Source organism: Paenibacillus sp. RS8 (assembly GCF_041956825.1).
GTDB lineage: Bacteria > Bacillota > Bacilli > Paenibacillales > Paenibacillaceae > Paenibacillus_AQ.
In genome coordinates, this window is record NZ_CP168131.1 from 2,077,600 (window position 1) to 2,093,904 (window position 16,305).

23 protein-coding genes, 1 tRNA gene and 1 riboswitch are annotated in these 16,305 nt (G+C 43.7%); of the genes, 16 read left to right on the plus strand and 8 right to left on the minus strand.

Features of this window, described 5'->3' with window-relative positions:
• Positions 1–98: 98 nt before the first annotated feature.
• From ACDZ28_RS10575 to ACDZ28_RS10585, 3 genes are read right to left on the minus strand one after another with little or no spacing between them, the layout of a single operon-like run.
• The gene (locus ACDZ28_RS10575; protein WP_375104608.1) at positions 99–2,432 is read right to left on the minus strand and encodes a ribonucleoside-diphosphate reductase subunit alpha; all 2,334 of its coding nucleotides are present in this window, start codon (positions 2,430–2,432) and stop codon (positions 99–101) included.
• Between the two features lie 55 nt (positions 2,433–2,487).
• The gene (gene nrdG, locus ACDZ28_RS10580) at positions 2,488–3,003 is read right to left on the minus strand and encodes an anaerobic ribonucleoside-triphosphate reductase activating protein (protein ID WP_339288981.1); all 516 of its coding nucleotides are present in this window, start codon (positions 3,001–3,003) and stop codon (positions 2,488–2,490) included.
• Positions 3,000–4,985, minus strand: coding sequence for an anaerobic ribonucleoside triphosphate reductase (locus ACDZ28_RS10585; RefSeq protein WP_339288983.1), 1,986 nt, complete (start codon positions 4,983–4,985; stop codon positions 3,000–3,002). The genes nrdG and ACDZ28_RS10585 overlap by 4 nt, the downstream gene beginning before the upstream one ends.
• A gap of 216 nt (positions 4,986–5,201) precedes the next feature.
• Positions 5,202–5,436: riboswitch (cobalamin riboswitch) on the minus strand.
• 369 nt (positions 5,437–5,805) lie between these two features.
• Here ACDZ28_RS10585 and ACDZ28_RS10590 point away from each other — a divergent pair.
• Together ACDZ28_RS10590 and ACDZ28_RS10595 are read left to right on the plus strand one after the other, a co-directional pair.
• The gene (locus ACDZ28_RS10590; protein WP_042123742.1) at positions 5,806–6,114 is read left to right on the plus strand and encodes an MTH1187 family thiamine-binding protein; all 309 of its coding nucleotides are present in this window, start codon (positions 5,806–5,808) and stop codon (positions 6,112–6,114) included.
• Positions 6,115–6,210: 96 nt separating this feature from the next.
• Positions 6,211–6,282 (plus strand) — tRNA-Thr (locus ACDZ28_RS10595).
• Positions 6,283–6,363: 81 nt separating this feature from the next.
• Here ACDZ28_RS10595 and ACDZ28_RS10600 read toward each other — a convergent pair.
• Positions 6,364–7,584: a tyrosine-type recombinase/integrase gene (locus ACDZ28_RS10600; protein WP_375104609.1), complete on the minus strand. Its 1,221-nt coding sequence runs from the start codon at positions 7,582–7,584 to the stop codon at positions 6,364–6,366.
• 105 nt (positions 7,585–7,689) lie between these two features.
• Between ACDZ28_RS10600 and ACDZ28_RS10605 the strand changes: the two genes are divergently transcribed.
• Positions 7,690–8,022, plus strand: coding sequence for a LytTR family transcriptional regulator DNA-binding domain-containing protein (locus ACDZ28_RS10605; RefSeq protein ID WP_375104610.1), 333 nt, complete (start codon positions 7,690–7,692; stop codon positions 8,020–8,022).
• A 189-nt stretch (positions 8,023–8,211) separates the two neighbouring features.
• Here ACDZ28_RS10605 and ACDZ28_RS10610 read toward each other — a convergent pair whose 3' ends face one another.
• The gene (locus ACDZ28_RS10610) at positions 8,212–8,427 is read right to left on the minus strand and encodes a helix-turn-helix domain-containing protein (protein WP_375104611.1); all 216 of its coding nucleotides are present in this window, start codon (positions 8,425–8,427) and stop codon (positions 8,212–8,214) included.
• Between the two features lie 202 nt (positions 8,428–8,629).
• Complete coding sequence (locus tag ACDZ28_RS10615; RefSeq protein WP_375104612.1) at positions 8,630–9,064, minus strand: helix-turn-helix domain-containing protein; 435 nt, start codon at positions 9,062–9,064, stop codon at positions 8,630–8,632.
• 125 nt (positions 9,065–9,189) lie between these two features.
• On the opposite strand from ACDZ28_RS10615, the gene ACDZ28_RS10620 reads away from it, so the two are divergent.
• The 5 genes from ACDZ28_RS10620 (at position 9,190) to ACDZ28_RS10640 (ending at position 10,684) form a co-directional block, all read left to right on the plus strand.
• Positions 9,190–9,399, plus strand: a complete 210-nt coding sequence (locus ACDZ28_RS10620) for a helix-turn-helix transcriptional regulator (RefSeq protein ID WP_375104613.1) — start codon at positions 9,190–9,192, stop codon at positions 9,397–9,399.
• Between the two features lie 134 nt (positions 9,400–9,533).
• Positions 9,534–9,692, plus strand: a complete 159-nt coding sequence (locus ACDZ28_RS10625) for a hypothetical protein (RefSeq protein ID WP_375104614.1) — start codon at positions 9,534–9,536, stop codon at positions 9,690–9,692.
• Between the two features lie 140 nt (positions 9,693–9,832).
• Entirely contained in the window at positions 9,833–10,099 is a 267-nt protein-coding gene (locus tag ACDZ28_RS10630) for a helix-turn-helix domain-containing protein (protein ID WP_375104615.1), read from the plus strand.
• 25 nt (positions 10,100–10,124) lie between these two features.
• Positions 10,125–10,415, plus strand: coding sequence for a hypothetical protein (locus tag ACDZ28_RS10635; protein WP_375104616.1), 291 nt, complete (start codon positions 10,125–10,127; stop codon positions 10,413–10,415).
• Positions 10,412–10,684 (plus strand): hypothetical protein, encoded by a 273-nt coding sequence (locus ACDZ28_RS10640; RefSeq protein WP_375104617.1) that lies wholly within the window; start codon positions 10,412–10,414, stop codon positions 10,682–10,684. The genes ACDZ28_RS10635 and ACDZ28_RS10640 overlap by 4 nt, the downstream gene beginning before the upstream one ends.
• A gap of 304 nt (positions 10,685–10,988) precedes the next feature.
• On the opposite strand, the gene ACDZ28_RS10645 is transcribed toward ACDZ28_RS10640, so the two are convergent.
• Positions 10,989–11,264 carry a hypothetical protein gene (locus ACDZ28_RS10645; protein ID WP_375104618.1) on the minus strand — a complete coding sequence of 92 codons (276 nt, stop codon included), beginning with the start codon at positions 11,262–11,264 and terminating at the stop codon, positions 10,989–10,991.
• Positions 11,265–11,422: 158 nt separating this feature from the next.
• On the opposite strand from ACDZ28_RS10645, the gene ACDZ28_RS10650 reads away from it, so the two are divergent.
• From ACDZ28_RS10650 to ACDZ28_RS10685, 8 genes are all read left to right on the plus strand, one after another.
• The gene (locus ACDZ28_RS10650) at positions 11,423–11,728 is read left to right on the plus strand and encodes a hypothetical protein (protein ID WP_036679401.1); all 306 of its coding nucleotides are present in this window, start codon (positions 11,423–11,425) and stop codon (positions 11,726–11,728) included.
• A 12-nt stretch (positions 11,729–11,740) separates the two neighbouring features.
• Positions 11,741–11,929, plus strand: a complete 189-nt coding sequence (locus tag ACDZ28_RS10655) for a hypothetical protein (protein WP_375104619.1) — start codon at positions 11,741–11,743, stop codon at positions 11,927–11,929.
• Between the two features lie 21 nt (positions 11,930–11,950).
• The gene (locus ACDZ28_RS10660) at positions 11,951–12,760 is read left to right on the plus strand and encodes a DnaD domain protein (RefSeq protein WP_375104620.1); all 810 of its coding nucleotides are present in this window, start codon (positions 11,951–11,953) and stop codon (positions 12,758–12,760) included.
• Positions 12,738–13,085, plus strand: a complete 348-nt coding sequence (locus tag ACDZ28_RS10665) for a hypothetical protein (protein WP_375104621.1) — start codon at positions 12,738–12,740, stop codon at positions 13,083–13,085. Before ACDZ28_RS10660 ends, ACDZ28_RS10665 begins: the two co-directional genes overlap by 23 nt.
• Positions 13,051–14,451 carry a replicative DNA helicase gene (gene dnaB / locus ACDZ28_RS10670; protein WP_375104622.1) on the plus strand — a complete coding sequence of 467 codons (1,401 nt, stop codon included), beginning with the start codon at positions 13,051–13,053 and terminating at the stop codon, positions 14,449–14,451. Before ACDZ28_RS10665 ends, dnaB begins: the two co-directional genes overlap by 35 nt.
• Before the next feature lie 10 nt (positions 14,452–14,461).
• Entirely contained in the window at positions 14,462–14,620 is a 159-nt protein-coding gene (locus ACDZ28_RS10675) for a hypothetical protein (protein WP_375104623.1), read from the plus strand.
• An 81-nt stretch (positions 14,621–14,701) separates the two neighbouring features.
• Positions 14,702–15,025, plus strand: a complete 324-nt coding sequence (locus ACDZ28_RS10680; protein WP_375104624.1) for a hypothetical protein — start codon at positions 14,702–14,704, stop codon at positions 15,023–15,025.
• A gap of 14 nt (positions 15,026–15,039) precedes the next feature.
• Complete coding sequence (locus ACDZ28_RS10685) at positions 15,040–15,786, plus strand: hypothetical protein (protein WP_375104625.1); 747 nt, start codon at positions 15,040–15,042, stop codon at positions 15,784–15,786.
• 117 nt (positions 15,787–15,903) lie between these two features.
• Here ACDZ28_RS10685 and ACDZ28_RS10690 read toward each other — a convergent pair whose 3' ends face one another.
• Positions 15,904–16,245 (minus strand): hypothetical protein, encoded by a 342-nt coding sequence (locus tag ACDZ28_RS10690; RefSeq protein WP_280788593.1) that lies wholly within the window; start codon positions 16,243–16,245, stop codon positions 15,904–15,906.
• Positions 16,246–16,305: the final 60 nt, after the last annotated feature.

The window sequence follows — 16,305 nt, forward strand, 5'->3', positions numbered from 1 at the left end:
AAGATCAAGACATCTGATGACAACAGCGGCCGGAAGCCCAAACATTCCTCGCAGTTACGAAATTCATCATCGTTTTTCTATTCAGGGCACTAAGATAATTAGCTAGCGCAAGAATCACACTCTTCTATTGTCAAAGCACGGCTACGCACATAATAAGTTGATTTCAATCCGCCCTTCCAGGCGTTTAGATGCAGTTCAAGGAACTCAGTAGCCTTGATGTCAGGACGAACATACAGGTTGAAGCTTTGACCTTGATCGACGTGACGCTGACGAGCAGAAGCCATGCGGATCGACCAGTTTTGGTCAATTGTGAAAGCTGTTTTATAGTACCAGATTGTCTTGTCGGACAGATCCGGTGCTGGGTTAGCGATCTTGTAAGTTGTTTTCTCTTCATAGGAAAGCAATTCATACAAAGGATCAATGCTGGCTGTGGAGCCGGCAATAATCGATGTGGAGCCGTTCGGTGCAATCGCGAACATCCATGCGTTACGAACACCGTCTTTAGCCACTTCTTCTTGCAGCTCGCGCCATTGTTCAGTGGTTACATATTTACCTTCTTGTTCACCGCTAACGTAGCCACGTGAAGTAAAGTATGTACCTGTCTCCCAATCGGAACCAGCGAACTTCGGATAACGGCCTTTTTCACGGGCAAGCTCCATGCTCGAACGTACCAACAGGTAGTTGATGTGTTCATACAAATGGTTGTTATATTCTACGGCTTCATCAGATTCCCAACGAATGCCCTTGAGTGCCAATAGGTGATGCAAGCCGAATGTGCCGAGACCCACTGCGCGGTACTGGCTGTTCGTGTATTGTGCTTGCAGAACTTCAATATTATTAATGTCAATTACGTTGTCCAACATACGTACTTGGATAGGTACAAGTCTTTCCAGCACACCAGCTGGAATCGCACGTGCCAAGTGAATCGAATTCAGGTTACAGACTACGAAATCGCCAGGAATTTTGGAGATAACAATCCGGGTCTTGCCATCTTTGGTTACTAACTCTTCCTGTTCAATAACGGTAGCGGATTGATTCTGCATAATTTCTGTGCACAGGTTGGAAGAGAAGACCATACCTTGGTGACGGTTCGGGTTCGTCCGGTTAACCGTATCACGGTAGAACATATATGGAGTACCTGTTTCAAGCTGTGATTTCATAATCCGTTTCATGATGTCAATCGCAGGAACTGTAATACGGGACAATTCCAGATTAGCTGTTGCTTCAGCATACTTTTCACGGAAAGTGCCTTTCCCAAGCTCTTCATCGTAGAAGTCTTCCAGACCAAGCGGACGACCATTCTCATCCGTCCAGCCCATAACCTTCTTCACTTCATGTGGGCAGAAGAGGTTCCAATGGCTGCGCGATTCAACGGCTTCCATGAACAGATCCGGCAGGGTAACCCCGTGGAACACGTCATGTGCACGCATACGCTCGTCGCCGTTATTCAGCTTAAGATCGAGGAAAGCGAGAATATCTTTATGGAATACATCAAGGTAGACAGCGACAGCACCTTTACGTGTACCAAGCTGATCTACGCTGACTGCTGTATTGTTCAATTGGCGAATCCAAGGGATTACGCCGGAGCTAGTGTTTTTGTGACCACGGATATCCGAACCACGTGCCCGTACTTTACCAAGGTAGACGCCGATGCCGCCGCCCATTTTGCTAAGACGTGCTACGTCTGTATTGGAATCAAAGATGCCCTCAAGGGAATCGTCTACTGTATCGATGAAGCAGCTGGAGAGCTGTCCAGCGACCTTTTTGCCGGCATTGGACATGGTAGGGGTAGCAGCTGTCATGTAGATGTTGCTCATGGCCCAGTAAGCTTCTTTTACAAGCTCAAGACGTTTCTCGGCTGGCTCACGGTGCATCAGGTACATAGCGATAATCATGTAACGTTCTTGCGGAAGCTCCATCACACGACCGTCAAAATCATGCGCCAAATAACGGTCGGATAGCGTAAGCAGACCAATGTAATCGAACAGAAGATCGCGCGTATAATCGATGCATCCACCTAGCTCAACGATTTGTTCTTTAGTGTAGTGAGTTAGAAGCTCTTCACGGTAGATTCCTTTTTTTACGAGATCCGTAATTAGCGGGTACAACTCACCGTAAGGCTCTTCTGGATAAGCTTTATAGCGGCGATGAACGGCTGCTTTTTTATAAAGAGTAGTCAGAAGGGCACGGGCAGCTGCAAACTTCCAAGTAGGCTCTTCCTTTGTTACAAGCTCTAGAGCACTCATAGTGAAGGCGTTGCTGATTTCTTCTCCGCTTACGGAGTCACGGCGCAATTTGGAAATTACTCCCCGCAGCAAAGTTTCTTTATTTAGTTGATCAAGACCTTCCAAGATACGGTCGGCGTAGACAGAAAGGCGCTTCTCATCAAAAGCCAGTTGGCGATTGTCTGGTTTTACTACGAATTGTGGCATGGTTATTTCATCCCTTCTTATTTTGGGTTAATTTTGAATATCAAAAATTGATATATTATAGCGCAGTAGGCTGCCACAGAAAGACCTCCGAGCCGTTCATGCTGGCCGGAATGTCAATTATGCGTTGGTTAGAGCTTCCTCGGTAAGGAAGTGTAGTATCTTTCAGTTCTTCTATAAATCGTCCATCTATTAACACCTGACACTGCGTAAGTAGATTCCACTCCGGCGAACCGGGAAGGGCGATTAGTTCCTCATACGTATAACCACTGTAAATCCAGATATTAAAGCCTGGGAGCACGACGCGGAGCTCATGAATGAATCCCAGAACCTCCTCAGCCGAGAAAAAAGGATCACCACCGGCCAGTGTTAAACCATCAAGCAGTGGATTAGCGGCAATTTCTGCAATAATTTCGTGTTGACGTTCCAGGGTGAAGACTTCACCGTATTTAAAATTCCACGTCTCGGGATTAAAACATCCCGGGCAACGATGGCGGCAGCCGCTGAGGAAGAGGACGGCCCGCATGCCCTCTCCCTCGTTAATCGACTCCGGGTAGTAACCGCAAATATTCATAGATGCTTAACGCGGTCTCTTACTTCAGCTTGCTTGGCGGCATTAAAGCGGGTCTGGTAGTCGCCGGTTAAATAACCTGTAACTCTACGCAAACGGCGGATATGAACATCCTTCTCATGCACGCCGCAGGAAGGACAGTTTGTCCCGATTACGCCTTCGTATCCGCAGCCGGAGCAGCGGTCAATCGGGTGGTTAATGCTGAAATAGCTGACCTGCTGTTCTAGTGCGTATTTAATGATTTTGATAAAAGCGGACGGATTACTGCGGGCATTGCCATTTAATTCGACATAAGAAATAGCCCCGGCGTTGCAGTATTCATGGAAAGGAGCTTCCAAGCTGATCTTCTGAGCAGCGCCTAGATCGTAGTATACAGGGATGTGGAAAGAGTTCGTATAATACTCACGGTCAGTTACACCCGGAATAGAACCCAGTACCTTGCGATCAATCTTGGTGAATTTGCCGGACAAGCCTTCGGCTGGTGTTGCGAACAAAGTGATGTTGAGATTCAGTTCCTCACTTTTAAGGTCGCAATACTCCCGCATATGACGCACGATAGCGACTGCTTTGGCGTGGACGTCCATATCCTCGCCGTGGTGTTTGCCATACATGGCTTTCATGCATTCCGCCATACCGATGAAGCCAAGCGAAAGACTACCATGCTTCAGCAGTTCGCCTACAGAGTCTTCAGGAGCGAGATGTTCGCCGCCTTCCCAGACGCCTTCTCGCATCATGAAATCGGACGCTTTAGCTTTTTGCGCGGCTTGGATGTTGAAACGATGAAGAAGTCCTTCCAGCGCAATATCCATATAATGATTTAGATCTTCATAGAAGCCAGCTTCGTCTGCGACGGTACGTCGGCCCGTTACTGTGCCGTGTGCCAGACCGAGTCGAACCAGATTCAGTGTATTAAAGGAAAGGTTGCCCTTTCCGGAGCAATGATTACGCCCAAAACGGTCACCGAGCACGCGGGTGCGGCAGCCCATTGTAGCAAATTCCGTATCAGGATCACTTGGATCATAATACTGCAAGTTGAGCGGAGCGTCCAGATTAGCGAAGTTCGGATATAGTCTTCGTGCAGAACATTCCGCTGCTTTTAGGAACAATTCATAGTTCGGATCACCTTGCTGTTGATTGACGCCTTGCTTGCATTTGAAGATTTGAATCGGGAACACAGGTGTCTCTCCGCTGCCAAGTCCGTTCATCGTTGCTGTTAGCAGGGAGCTGATCACAAGCTGACCTTCTGGTGAAGTACAAGTCCCGTAGTTAATGCTGGTGAACGGAATTTGCCCACCGGATCGGCTGGACATGGTATTCAGATTATGTACCATACTTTCAGCCGCTTGCAGGGTTTCAATCTCGGTCTCTTTTAGTGCAAAACGGAACGCTTTTGGATATAACTCCGCCAGATCGGTCCGGCTCATCGTAATCTCGCCCAAAGATTCATCAGCTTGTCCTTCTTCAAAATAATCCAGACCCTTGCGGAATAGCTTAGCGAAGGATTTGGTTACATAAGGGGCTAGATCATAGTCGAGCTTATTAGCGGATACACCGCCATATTGAGCATTTTGCTGGGATTGAAAAATGATTGCTACCAGTGACATAGCCGTCATTATGGAGTTTGGAGGACGAACACTGCCGTTGCCGGTGTTGAAGCCTTCGCGGAGAAGTTTATCAAACGGGATAAAAATACAGTTCGTCGTTCCGATCGCGTATTGATCCAGATCATGCACATAGACGACATTGTCATCAATGGCCTGCACTAGCTGCGGTGGCATCGTAAAGTTGCGGGCATACCATTTTGAATATTCACTGCCGAACTTGCTCATTTTACCGGAGAAACTCTCTCCGTTCAAATTGGCATTCTCGCGCAGTAAGTCCAAATCCCGACTGTCGATAATATCGCGCCCTAAATCAATGAGCTCTTCTAAAAGAACTTCTCGTGCATTTGTTGTACCGTTAAATTGTCTCTCCAACAACGTCATTGTATAGCTCTCCTCTCAGTCTATCGTCCTATCATTAAGAAGTTGGACCGCATAAGCGGCCGTATATTCATTCTGATCTCATAAAAAAAGCATCCCCTAGCGAGGATGGCAGAAAATGCCCGATGCGTTATGTAAATATCCACACGGATATTTGCGGTGGTCTCTCAGAAGATGACTGCATGCGGACACCGTTCCTGTTCCTCGCAGGCACTCATAGTTGGTGTCGTCGAAACAGGCAGGTCTCCTGGCTTCCGCAGGATCTCTCAGCGCCTTCCCAAGGGGTTCGTAACCCTCAGTGGCTTCTGCTGGGAGATCTGTCCGTCTTAAGCTTCTAAAAGCTTGTGAAGGACATCCGGTTACAGTGGCGGGACCGCAGCGGAATCTCACCGCACTTCCCTATTAAGCTCTAATTCAAATAAAGGATCAAAGCGCCTGTCTCCACTATATTTTGTTGTGATTAGATAAAAATAACCCAAGATGTTGTGTTTGTAAACAGTTTTTTAGAAAACCCAAGCGGGGAGCGGCTTCTTTAAAAGTACTCCACAAATGATCCACAGGCTGTCCATAAGTAATCCACAATTGATCCACAGGCAGATGGAAAATGATTCATAAATTGTCCGAAAAGATGCCACAAATAGTCCATAAATGTAGTGCAGACGACCCTAGAATTCATGTAAGAGAAAGTACTCGTGGCGAAAGCTGTATTTCGGAGTACTTGGGGGAAAGAAGGGGCATAATAATGCGGGCATCATTTGTGGGAGAGCGGTGGAGTTGTTACAATAGATGGAGACACACTTTAAAATTCGAAGGAGGTATTCCCATGCCTATTGCTGAAGTAACCGTTATTCCGATTGGAACAGGCAGTACCAGCCTTAGCAGTTATGTTGCGGATATGCAGCGAGTGCTGCAGACGGTAGAAGGAATTACTTATGAGCTTACATCGATGGGTACAATCATTGAAGGACCTCTCCAACGTATATTTGCAGCGGTGGAAGCATTGCATGAGTCTCCTTTTGCCGCAGGTGCAGAACGTGTCTCTACCTCGCTTAAAATAGACGACCGCCGCGATAAGCCCTCCACTAGCCGCGGAAAGCTGGAGTCTGTGGAGCGTAAGCTACAGGTGGAGTAGCAGCAGTCTAGGAGAGTAGAAAACAGGGAGAAATAGACTTGCGTTTCTAGCTGAAAGTTGTATAATGTTTTTTGTTTGACAGAAAATTAGCTATAAGCTGGTGTAGCTCAGGGGTAGAGCAACGCACTCGTAATGCGTAGGCCGGGGGTTCAATTCCCTTCACCAGCATCCTAAAAAACCATATGTGGCGCGGATTTCTTGAGTTTTTGGAACCGCGCCTTTTCTATTCTTCTACCATTCTTCTACCCTTTACTCGACTAAAGCGTTATTTTGAGTTAATTCTTCTACCAAAACAGGCTTACGATCTCCTGTAATGGAGTCCCCAATGTTCTTTAAAACTGCCTCCTGCAAATTCGGGAGAACGTGGGAGTACGTATCTAGGGTGACATTGATTGATGAATGCCCCAGGCGCTCCTGAACGATCTTAGGGTGTATGCCAGCCTTCAACAGCAGAGTGGCATGAGTGTGTCGCAGGTCGTGGAAACGGATGCGTGGGAAATCAATGTATGTCTGACCCGAATCTTTAAGTCTCTGTTGTTCCTTTTGTATTCTTTCGATAATTGTATAATAATTACGCATGAGGTTCCGGGGGTTCAGGGGTGTTCCGATTCCGCTTTGAACCACAAGACCGTTGTCATTGTAAAGTGGGTTATCTTTAGCTGATTTATCAATATTAATAAAGTGTTTCTCCAACATATCCACCGTATTTTTAAACAACGCTATGGAGCGCAGACTGCTATCGTTTTTGGTATCATCGAAGTCATGTCCAACTTCTGCAAGTGTATAGGCTTGACGTACAGATAGCATTCTTCTGGTTAAATCTACATCCATCCGTCTGACCGCGAGTATTTCGCTCTGGCGCATTCCGGTAGATGCGGCAAGTTCAAATGCGACATGATGCTGATCGTGAGCCGCTACCTCAAGGAATAGATTAAGTTGCTGTTCATTCCAGACTTCGAATTTAACCTTTTTACTTTGCGGTAGGCTAACTGCCATTGCAACATTTTGGTTAATTTCTCCCCAAACAACAGCTCGATTCAGCGCGTCCATAATCAGCACGTGAGCCTTTTTGATTGATCCCGTAGATAACTTTGGCAACAATGTTTTATGGTAAAGATCGTGAAAGTCCTGTGGCTTTAAACTGATCGCCTTCTTCTTACCAAGAGCTGGGACGATATGGGTATTAACAAGCCACTCATACGATTTCCATGTATTGTATTTAACGACTGTCCGTTTATCTTCAAGCCATTTCTCCATAATTTCCCCAAACGTCTTTTTTGTTGGTTCGACATACTTTCCTTTTTGGAAGGCGCTTAGAATATCCGGCATAGCTCTTTCAGCATCTTTTTTTCGATCAAATCCTCCATCTGGTCCTGATATCCATTTCCGTTTTCGCTTATTGGTTACTTCATCCTTCGTTTCAATCACAATATAGTATTTCTTCCCTTTTTGAGCTATGTGCCCTCGCATAGTATCCCTCCTAGTTGTAATAACTCACAATTGTAATATTTTATACAATGATAACGTTTGTTTCGTGGCGTATGATTTTGGTATCACAGCCGTAGAGGAGACAACATGAAGCGAGTAATGAAGAAGTTACAAACAGAGAAAACGGAGATCGATGAAATAGTTGCAGTCGATCTTAAGGATGTAAATTATATTGATCTATGGCACCGAACAAAAAATTCAAATTCAAAGCTCGCCTATCATACAACAAAGGGATCATTTCAGGATATTGATACTTTGGCAGATGCAGCTGAGGCATACCAAGATAAAGGCTTTGTCATGATCGGAAGAACTGCATTAGTTCAAGAATCTAAAATTGATACTATTGCATCTATAGAGAATAATGGTTCGCTGATTACTTTTAAGGATGGAACCCAATTATATGTGCTTAAGCAAGTTTAGTAGTTATTGTCAACCCCTTCACTGGTGTTGAAAGGTCGTTTTCTTTCGTCATTTTACGACAATGTTTTATGACCTTGTCTGTTATATTATGTATGAACACGCAATGATTGTTCATTGCGAGGATGTATGGTCGTTTTCGGAGTACGTGATTAACATGACTTCGTTCCCAAGAGCAGCATAGCTACTCTGCTATCGCAATTCCCATTCGTGCAAGTCTTCTATCTGACAGTCGAGATGATAAGCTATCATAGCTGCTCGCTTTAGGGTCATGTCTTCATATCGCATATTAATGATATCGGACATTTGCTGCTTGCTAATCCCTAATTTATCTGCAAGCCATTGTTGTTTTTTATCAATTCGCACAAGTAGCTCAGGAATGCGACAGCGCACGGGAACAAGTTCCATCGCACTGCCACCTTATTATACTATTTTTTTGGAAAGTTTACGAACATGAGTTCCTATGTTAATATGATTAAATAATTCTCCTATGATTTGGATGGTGTCATCATGGAAAGCGAAGAAGACAATCTTATTCAGTTATCTACTTATATTATAAAAAAAACAGGTATTAATATAACTCCAGAAGATTTTGTGACGTTTGCAACGACTATTGCTTCTTCTTCATTCTCGCTAACGAACGAACCATTTCACGAACAGCAGAGATCACGTCAAGATCATCACGAAGACTAACTCCAAATTCATTCTCTGTATCTTTAATAATTTGATTTATTGCTTCCTCAATAACAATTGGATCTTCGTCATAGTTAGCTGATTCATCATCCAAATATCCAGCAGCGTCCATCAATTCTTTATAGCTAAAATCATATGCTGATGAAAGGAGTCTTAGGCTATCTGGAGATGGTTTTATGGGCCCTTTTGTCTTAGGGTGAATTCCTTTTTCGAGCGAATCAATATAAGAATGACTCAAACCACTTTTTTCTGCAGCAGCACGTAAAGATAGCTTTCTTTCCTTGCGTATTGTTTTCAAAAGCTGATGAATATCAGACAAGTCGTCAATCCTCCCTCCTGTAATATTAATCATACATAGTGTAATACAATAATATGAAAAACAACCGACCTCTTTTGTACTTCTTAGTTGACAGTGTGTAATATATGTAGTACTATTTGGTTACAGTATTACAAGTAGTACAGAAAGGGGTGGAAATATTGGAGAATAATCTTGGGGTTTTAATGAGAAAAGCCAATATTGGTCCTACTGAATTAGCTGATAAAACAAAGATTTCAAGGAATACAATTCAAAGGATTTTAAGGAAAAAGAATGCCTCTGCAGAAACAATGTTCAAGATAGCTAAGTTCTTCGGGAAAGACGTGGAGGATATTTTTTTTATCAAAACTGTACTACATGTAGAACAGTAATTTTTGTTGGATTCAATCTAGTTTGAATGAATATTAAGAGAATCAAGCGTGTATTACTTCAATTCTAAGGAGGGTTTCATATTAAATCGGCAGAGATATCTTTTTCCGAAACGGACGTAATTACGATACCTGAATTGGCTAAACGTTTGAAGGTAGCTAAAGGCCAAGCTTATGATATTGTCGCAATTCATGGTTGTCCAGTATACGACTTAGGTGGAGAAAGGCAAAAACGTATTATATGGGGAGATTTTCTAGATTGGTTCAGAAACAATTTTAAAGCTTCTGTGGGTTGAGGAAATCCCGCCGAGCGGTACCGGCTACGGCGGGATGAGAGAAAAGATATGGGGATAGGGGTGGGTGACCTCTTACTTACATATTACAGTGAAAGATCATCTTCTCCTATTCCAAATGGAATAAAAAGGAGAAAAATAAAATGAAAATTGGCGCAATTATGCAGGCTTGTAGGGAACGAGCGAACTTGAGTCAAGAAGAAATGTCATTCAGGATTGAACGTTCCCAGGGCTATGTAAGTAAAGTGGAAAGCGGAAAGTCTATTCCTGATTTCCCAACTGTTGTGAACTGGGCGGTTGAAACAGAATCACGTGAAGTTGTTGTCGCTTATCTGTTTGGTATTGATGGGATCGCTATTATGCAAAATTTAATGAGTCAACAGGTAACTCAAACTCGAACTCAATTATAAACGAATATTATTAGGAGGTTTTGATATGGGATTTGAAAATTTAGAAGGTGAAATTCGGTTCATTGCTCAGCATGCAAAACACAATCTACAAATGGTCAAACAGCAAGCAGAAGTTATTGAACCAGCTAAATTAAAGTGGAATATCGAACATCTTGAAACCTTGATTCAATTGCATGAATGCGAAGCAGCACATTTAAAAGCACAAAAGAAAAACGACCGCCGGCTAGGGCAGTCGCAGTTAAGATCCCGTTTAAAGAGTCTCTTGTCGTCTATTTTAACCGTTGATCGCCAAAAGAGCAAGGAGGAAATGGCGTGAATGAGCAGGATAAAAATAATTTTTCTGTTGCTCTTGCAGAACTTTATGTTCGCCGCCGCCAAGAATGGTTTTTAGCCATCGATCGAGTAATGAGTACCAAAATTATTGTAACAAATAACCAACTCATGAACTCTATTGATCAGTTAGAACTTGCTTCGAAACTGAAGCATATAGCATCTGGAAAGTGGGATCAGATGGTCGAAGTCGTAGAACTGTTGCCGGAAGATATCAAAGCACTCGTAATGCAAGAAATAGACAGGATTAAATGAGATAAGGGCTTCGGCCCCTGTCTTCCGCCTGATGAGGCCTGATGGATACAGGCCGAAACCCCGCAAGGGGTCGCGGATATCCGCAATAACTTGAGAGGAGTGTTCAAAGATGTCCGAATTTACTTCAGATCATAAATGTTGCAGTAATTGCGGAAGGATGAATTCTACACTAAGTCATAAAACTTGCGGAGTTTGTGGTGGGAGCATGCGTGAAATTAATAACGGTGAAAAATACTGTCCAAATCACGAACGAGTATTTTCACCAGATCATCATTATTGCAAGTTTTGCGAGCAAAAGACAAAGCTAGACACCTTTGAAATCAAGGATTTTGTACATGGGATCACGTAGATCCTCACCGCACGATCCGCATCTAATTTGTTCTTCTTCCAAAATGATTGTTTTTTGACAAGACGGACAATTGACACCTAATTCAGTTTTTTCTTCACAGCGAATACAATATTTTTTCTCTTCATCGTATGTCGCGTAATGGCACGTTGGACAACGCTTAATTATTTTCCCAGGATTTTTGCTTTCCATAGTATCTCTCCTCGTCAATTGGTCAGTCTGAACAACTACCATTTTAGCAAGAGAACAGAGTGGACGCTATGGCATTACTAGGACAGGCAGGCTTCCGCCTCTGTCTCGCAGCGTCGAACCTTAGAAATAACCTTCCTCCGGTTTGGCGTTGCGAGATGCGGCTGACGCATCACAATCTAATTTGAAAGGGGAATGGCATTATGATACCTGATCATTTACTTCAGGATCGTTACTGGCGGGGGCTGCTTCATATCTTTATGAATCATAACAAGCTTAAGCAATTATTGTCGAAACCGGAATTTGTTGATTTTGAAGAACTTACTGTCCACGTGGATGAATTGATTAAAGCATCAAAAGGTTGGAGTCCTTCCGAGAGATTTATGCTCACATGTGCTCTTCATTTGTTCAATGGCATCAACAAAATAGATCTTTCACAGGCTGATCGTTTAGATGACAAGAGTACAGCAATCCTGCGAGAAGCTCTGCAACTTCGCTTAGCGAGATAAGGAGGCGGGCTTATGCTACTCGTTCTCAAGGGCGACACCGTTCGGACAAACTCCGGGCTATCAGGTGAAATAACGGATATATGGGGTATTGCTCGACCTTGGGCGAAACTCCGGCAGGAAGGCGGCGAATTAGCCTTTATCCTGCGAACAGACATTACGGAGATTTTAAAACGCCCTCCAGCTAAAAAGGGCAAACGATGATGAGATAGCAGAGGTGAGATTATGGATTTTGCGGACGAAATGACCGCCTTCACAGATTGGCTCGAAACAAACCCATTGGAGCCATCCGCACAAACTTTGCTCGTGCACCTCATGGTGATTGCAAATAAGAGTGGATATCCAGAGTGGTTTGCCGTAACCAATCCCCTGCTTCAGGCGAAGGTGGGCATTTCGGAAAACTCACTGACCAAGCACAGGAACACGCTGATCCAAAAAGGTCGGATTGAATATAAGAATCAAGGAAAGCAACAAGCCGGAAAGTATCGGTTAATCTTCTTTACATCAAATAATGCGGTAAAAGGTGAGGTAAAGGGTGCGGTAAAGTATGCGGTAAAAGGTGAGGTAAAAGGTTCAGCATTATTAAGATCTTTTAAAGACCTTAATTCTTCTTCTTCTTCTTCATCTGCTGATCAGCCGGAATATGAATCCTATTACATGGCTCACAAAAGAGTGTTCGGGTTCGAGTGTAACCCCATCCAAGCAAATAAACTGGGTGTGTACATCGACCAGGACGGTCTGGAAGAAGCTGTCGTAATAAGAGCTATCGAAAGAGCTGGATTAGCTTCCAAGGGGTATCGGTTCAATCTTATTACCACGATTTTGGATGATTACTTTCACGCCGGGGCGATTACGCTATCTGCTGCAGTTGCCTTGGATGCTGCGTTTGACGCTTCCCAGCAATCGACAACCAACAGAGCGCCGAAATCCGGTGGCAATACACCAAAAAAGCAGGGCGGCAGGGTAGACAAGCTTGCTGACCTGCGGCGTAGAGCAGAGGAGGCTAGGAAACTTGGAGAGAGCGCAAGTTATTGAGCTGCTGTGCATAATTGCTGAGGAGCACAGTCAGATTGACACAAGCGAAGATGAAGAAATAAGGCTGCATAAGAGCCTGAAGGATTTCCCTTTTGACGTTGCTTGTGAGAATGTTCGTCAACACATGCTAACTAATCCATGGCCTCCGAAGATTGCGCAGATTCGTGGTGGGGCAGGGGATTTACGAGATAAGGGACTTCTTAAGGATCAGACATCAGAGTATTTTGCCGAAAGAGACAGATCCCGAGCTGCCGCTAAGCCAGTACCCCCAGGATGGAAGGAGGAACTATATGCAAGGATCAATAAGGGAACTTCCGCACGATGAGAATGCAGAGATAGCCGTTATTGGTGCGGTTCTGATTGACGAGACAGGTAACGCAATGGATACGGCAATATCTGTAGATCCTGAGATTTTTTATAACCCTGTGAATCGGACAATTTTTTCTGCTATGCGAGATTTGCACAACGATGGTGAGCAGGTGGATATCAGATCTCTTGTATCCACGTTGAATCATAAAAAAAGCCTGGATAAGGTAGGCGGTACATATTACCTTTCCCGAATCGCTTCCTCATCCCCAACTGCGGCAGACATTGAGTTTTTTATCGGTGTACTCAAGGATAAATTCACCTTACGCCAAGCTATTCAGGATGCTTATAAGCAGATCGAACTTGTGTATGACAGTGACGATGCTGGAACCGTGGTAGCAAATGCCTTAACCAAGTCGGCGGCGTTGTCCGATCAGACAGCACCGAAAAAGGATTTCAAAAGCACAAAGGAAATTGGTCTTGAGTATATCGACACCATTGAAAAGCGTGTGAGTAATCGACTGAACGGGACTACTAGCGGCAAGGAAACTGGATTTACTGATCTGGACAAGCTTACTGGGGGATTTCAGAAACAGGATTTAATTATAGTTGCGGCTCGACCTTCTGTTGGCAAGACAGCATTCGCCTTAAATATTGCACAGAATGCAGCAACTCGAAATGATGAACCTATTGCTGTATTTAGCTTGGAGATGTCAGAGCAACAGCTTATGCAACGTATGGTGTGCGCTGAGGTTAATCTCGACGCTAATGACCTGAGAATGGGTGATATCACCAGTGACGATGATTGGGGCAAGTTGACCATTGGTATTTCTTCTCTTGCAGACAAGAACATTTTTATTGCTGACGATCCAGTAGTCACAGTACATGATATTAGAGCCAAGTGTCGTCGTTTGAAGAGAGAACATGGGCTTGGAATGATCATAATTGACTATCTGCAACTCATCCAAGGTAGCAGCGGTAAGCGTGGCGAGAACAGACAGCAAGAGGTATCCGAAATATCTCGAGTCCTGAAGCAGATTGCCCGTGAATTAGATGTGCCGGTGATCGCTTTATCCCAACTCAGTCGTAAAGTGGAAGAGCGCCAGGACAAGAGACCTATGATGAGTGACCTTCGAGAGTCGGGTTCAATTGAACAGGATGCTGATATTGTAGCTTTCCTTTATCGGGATGAGTACTACAATGTTGAAACTGAGAAGAAAAACATCATCGAAATCATCATTGCTAAACAACGTAACGGTCCTATCGGAAGGGTTGAACTGATATTCCTAAAAAACTTCAATAAATTCGTGAATTATGAAAGGGCGCATGCCGATCAGTCGCCACCGCCGCCCCCACAAATTACAGATAATCGCCAATGGGCATAAGGAGAATTTTATGAAAAATGGAAAAAGACCAACACGCCGCCAAATGCAAGATATCAAGTCAGCCGGACTGATCCCTGAGAACTGGTTAGTATCAAAGGACTCACCGAAAGAATTTGTCATTGTTAATCGAATGTCCGGTAAGACAAGGGATATCCGCAGGTTCGCATAATTGGTTTGTGGAAGGAGATTGATTTACCTGTTTAACAGCGTGTCAGACATTATCTACTACTACAAGGGAAGGAATATTCAAATGCCTAACGCACAAGGTCGTTTTAATCGTCAAGAGGTTCTGGAAAGTGGGCTTCCGTACTTCATCCCACGCACTGGTCAATGGAATGGTAAGACCTATCCCTTCGCGGTGCTGCTTAGTAAGTCGCGTTGTAAGGAATTGGGTGTGCCGATCATGGAGCATGGAGAGCAACCATCAGCATTCCTATATGCAGCAAATGCCGGGTCAGGCACAGGGGACAATCAACATCGTTATTATGCTTTATATGACCGCACTGATGCTTATGCAGAGATCAAGGATAAACTTCATCCGCGCGAAATCATGGGCAAACAAATATCTAATTAAAAGGAGCGAATTATATGTCATTGGAAAACAGCATTAAGGACGTTATTACTAAAAAGTTAGAAGATGGAACGGTTGAGAAACTCATTGAACAGCAACTCGAAAAAGGCGTAGCAAATGCTTTGGATAGTCTGTTCAGATCGTATGGAGACGTTACAAAAGTCATTGAAGACAAGGTCAAGTCCGTAATGATCCCATTTCTTGAAACCTATGACTATTCAAAGTACATTGTGAAATTGGATTCCGTCCTGGTAGATGTGCTGCAAAGTTCGGCATTGGAAAATAAAAAGCTATTAGAAAATTTCAAGGATTTAATGATTCCAGAGGAATTAAAAACTATCAAAGTGACTGAACTATTCGAGCGCTGGATGTTGCATGTGGCGGAAAACGTTGAAACAGACGAACTTGAAGTTTGTTACGAAGACGGACCGCCATCTTACGAATATGTGGATGTACGTTTTGAAGTTGAATACAACGAAGAGCGTTCTTGGAGCAGTATGAAGCATGCCGTTTTGGTATTTGAATGTGAGCATGACGAAAAAATGAATTACGAAATTCGAATTCACACATGGCCTAAATATGACAAAGGTGTATGGACAATCGAACGGAATTCTATTCACGACATAAAATCCTTAAGACACTTGGACAAATTCGAAATGTTTTTGATGAAACTACAGCAAAACGGAACAAAGCTTATCCTTGATTCTGATGGAGAAAGCGATGAAGTGGAACCGGAAGCCGAACCAGAAGCAACATTTAGTTAATGAGCGATAGACGCATACTGCTCACTAGCGAATTCTAAAAGAGCCCGTTTTTAGGGCTCCAATATACAAACCAACTGCTTTCTTAAACAAAGAATAAGGTCTTAGACTACTGTTGGTTTATTGAACTGACGTTTCCCGATAGCTCAAGGACCGACTTAAAGGGGACTGCTTGCCATCAACTCCAGGTGTTGAAGTTGGGAATATCATTCCGAATATACCTACACCCCCGTAGTAGGAGTACTCGGTCATAAGGTCCGTCTGTTGCCTTACAATCGATAGTTCATGTACTGAGAAAAACAAATAATTTTTACTTCGAAAACCAACAGGTTCTAAAGGAGTACTTCTTTGGAAATAGGTCACTTCTTTCTTATAGACCCACTTTTCAAAATCCGAGCTATCAGGGTTTGTCCAAAGTAGAACAAGTAAGACTATACCCACCACGAGAATCAGTAGTCTCAAACCGAGCCCCCCTACACAGAAAGTACACTTAATAATATGTATGTCCAGCGCAATAAGGAG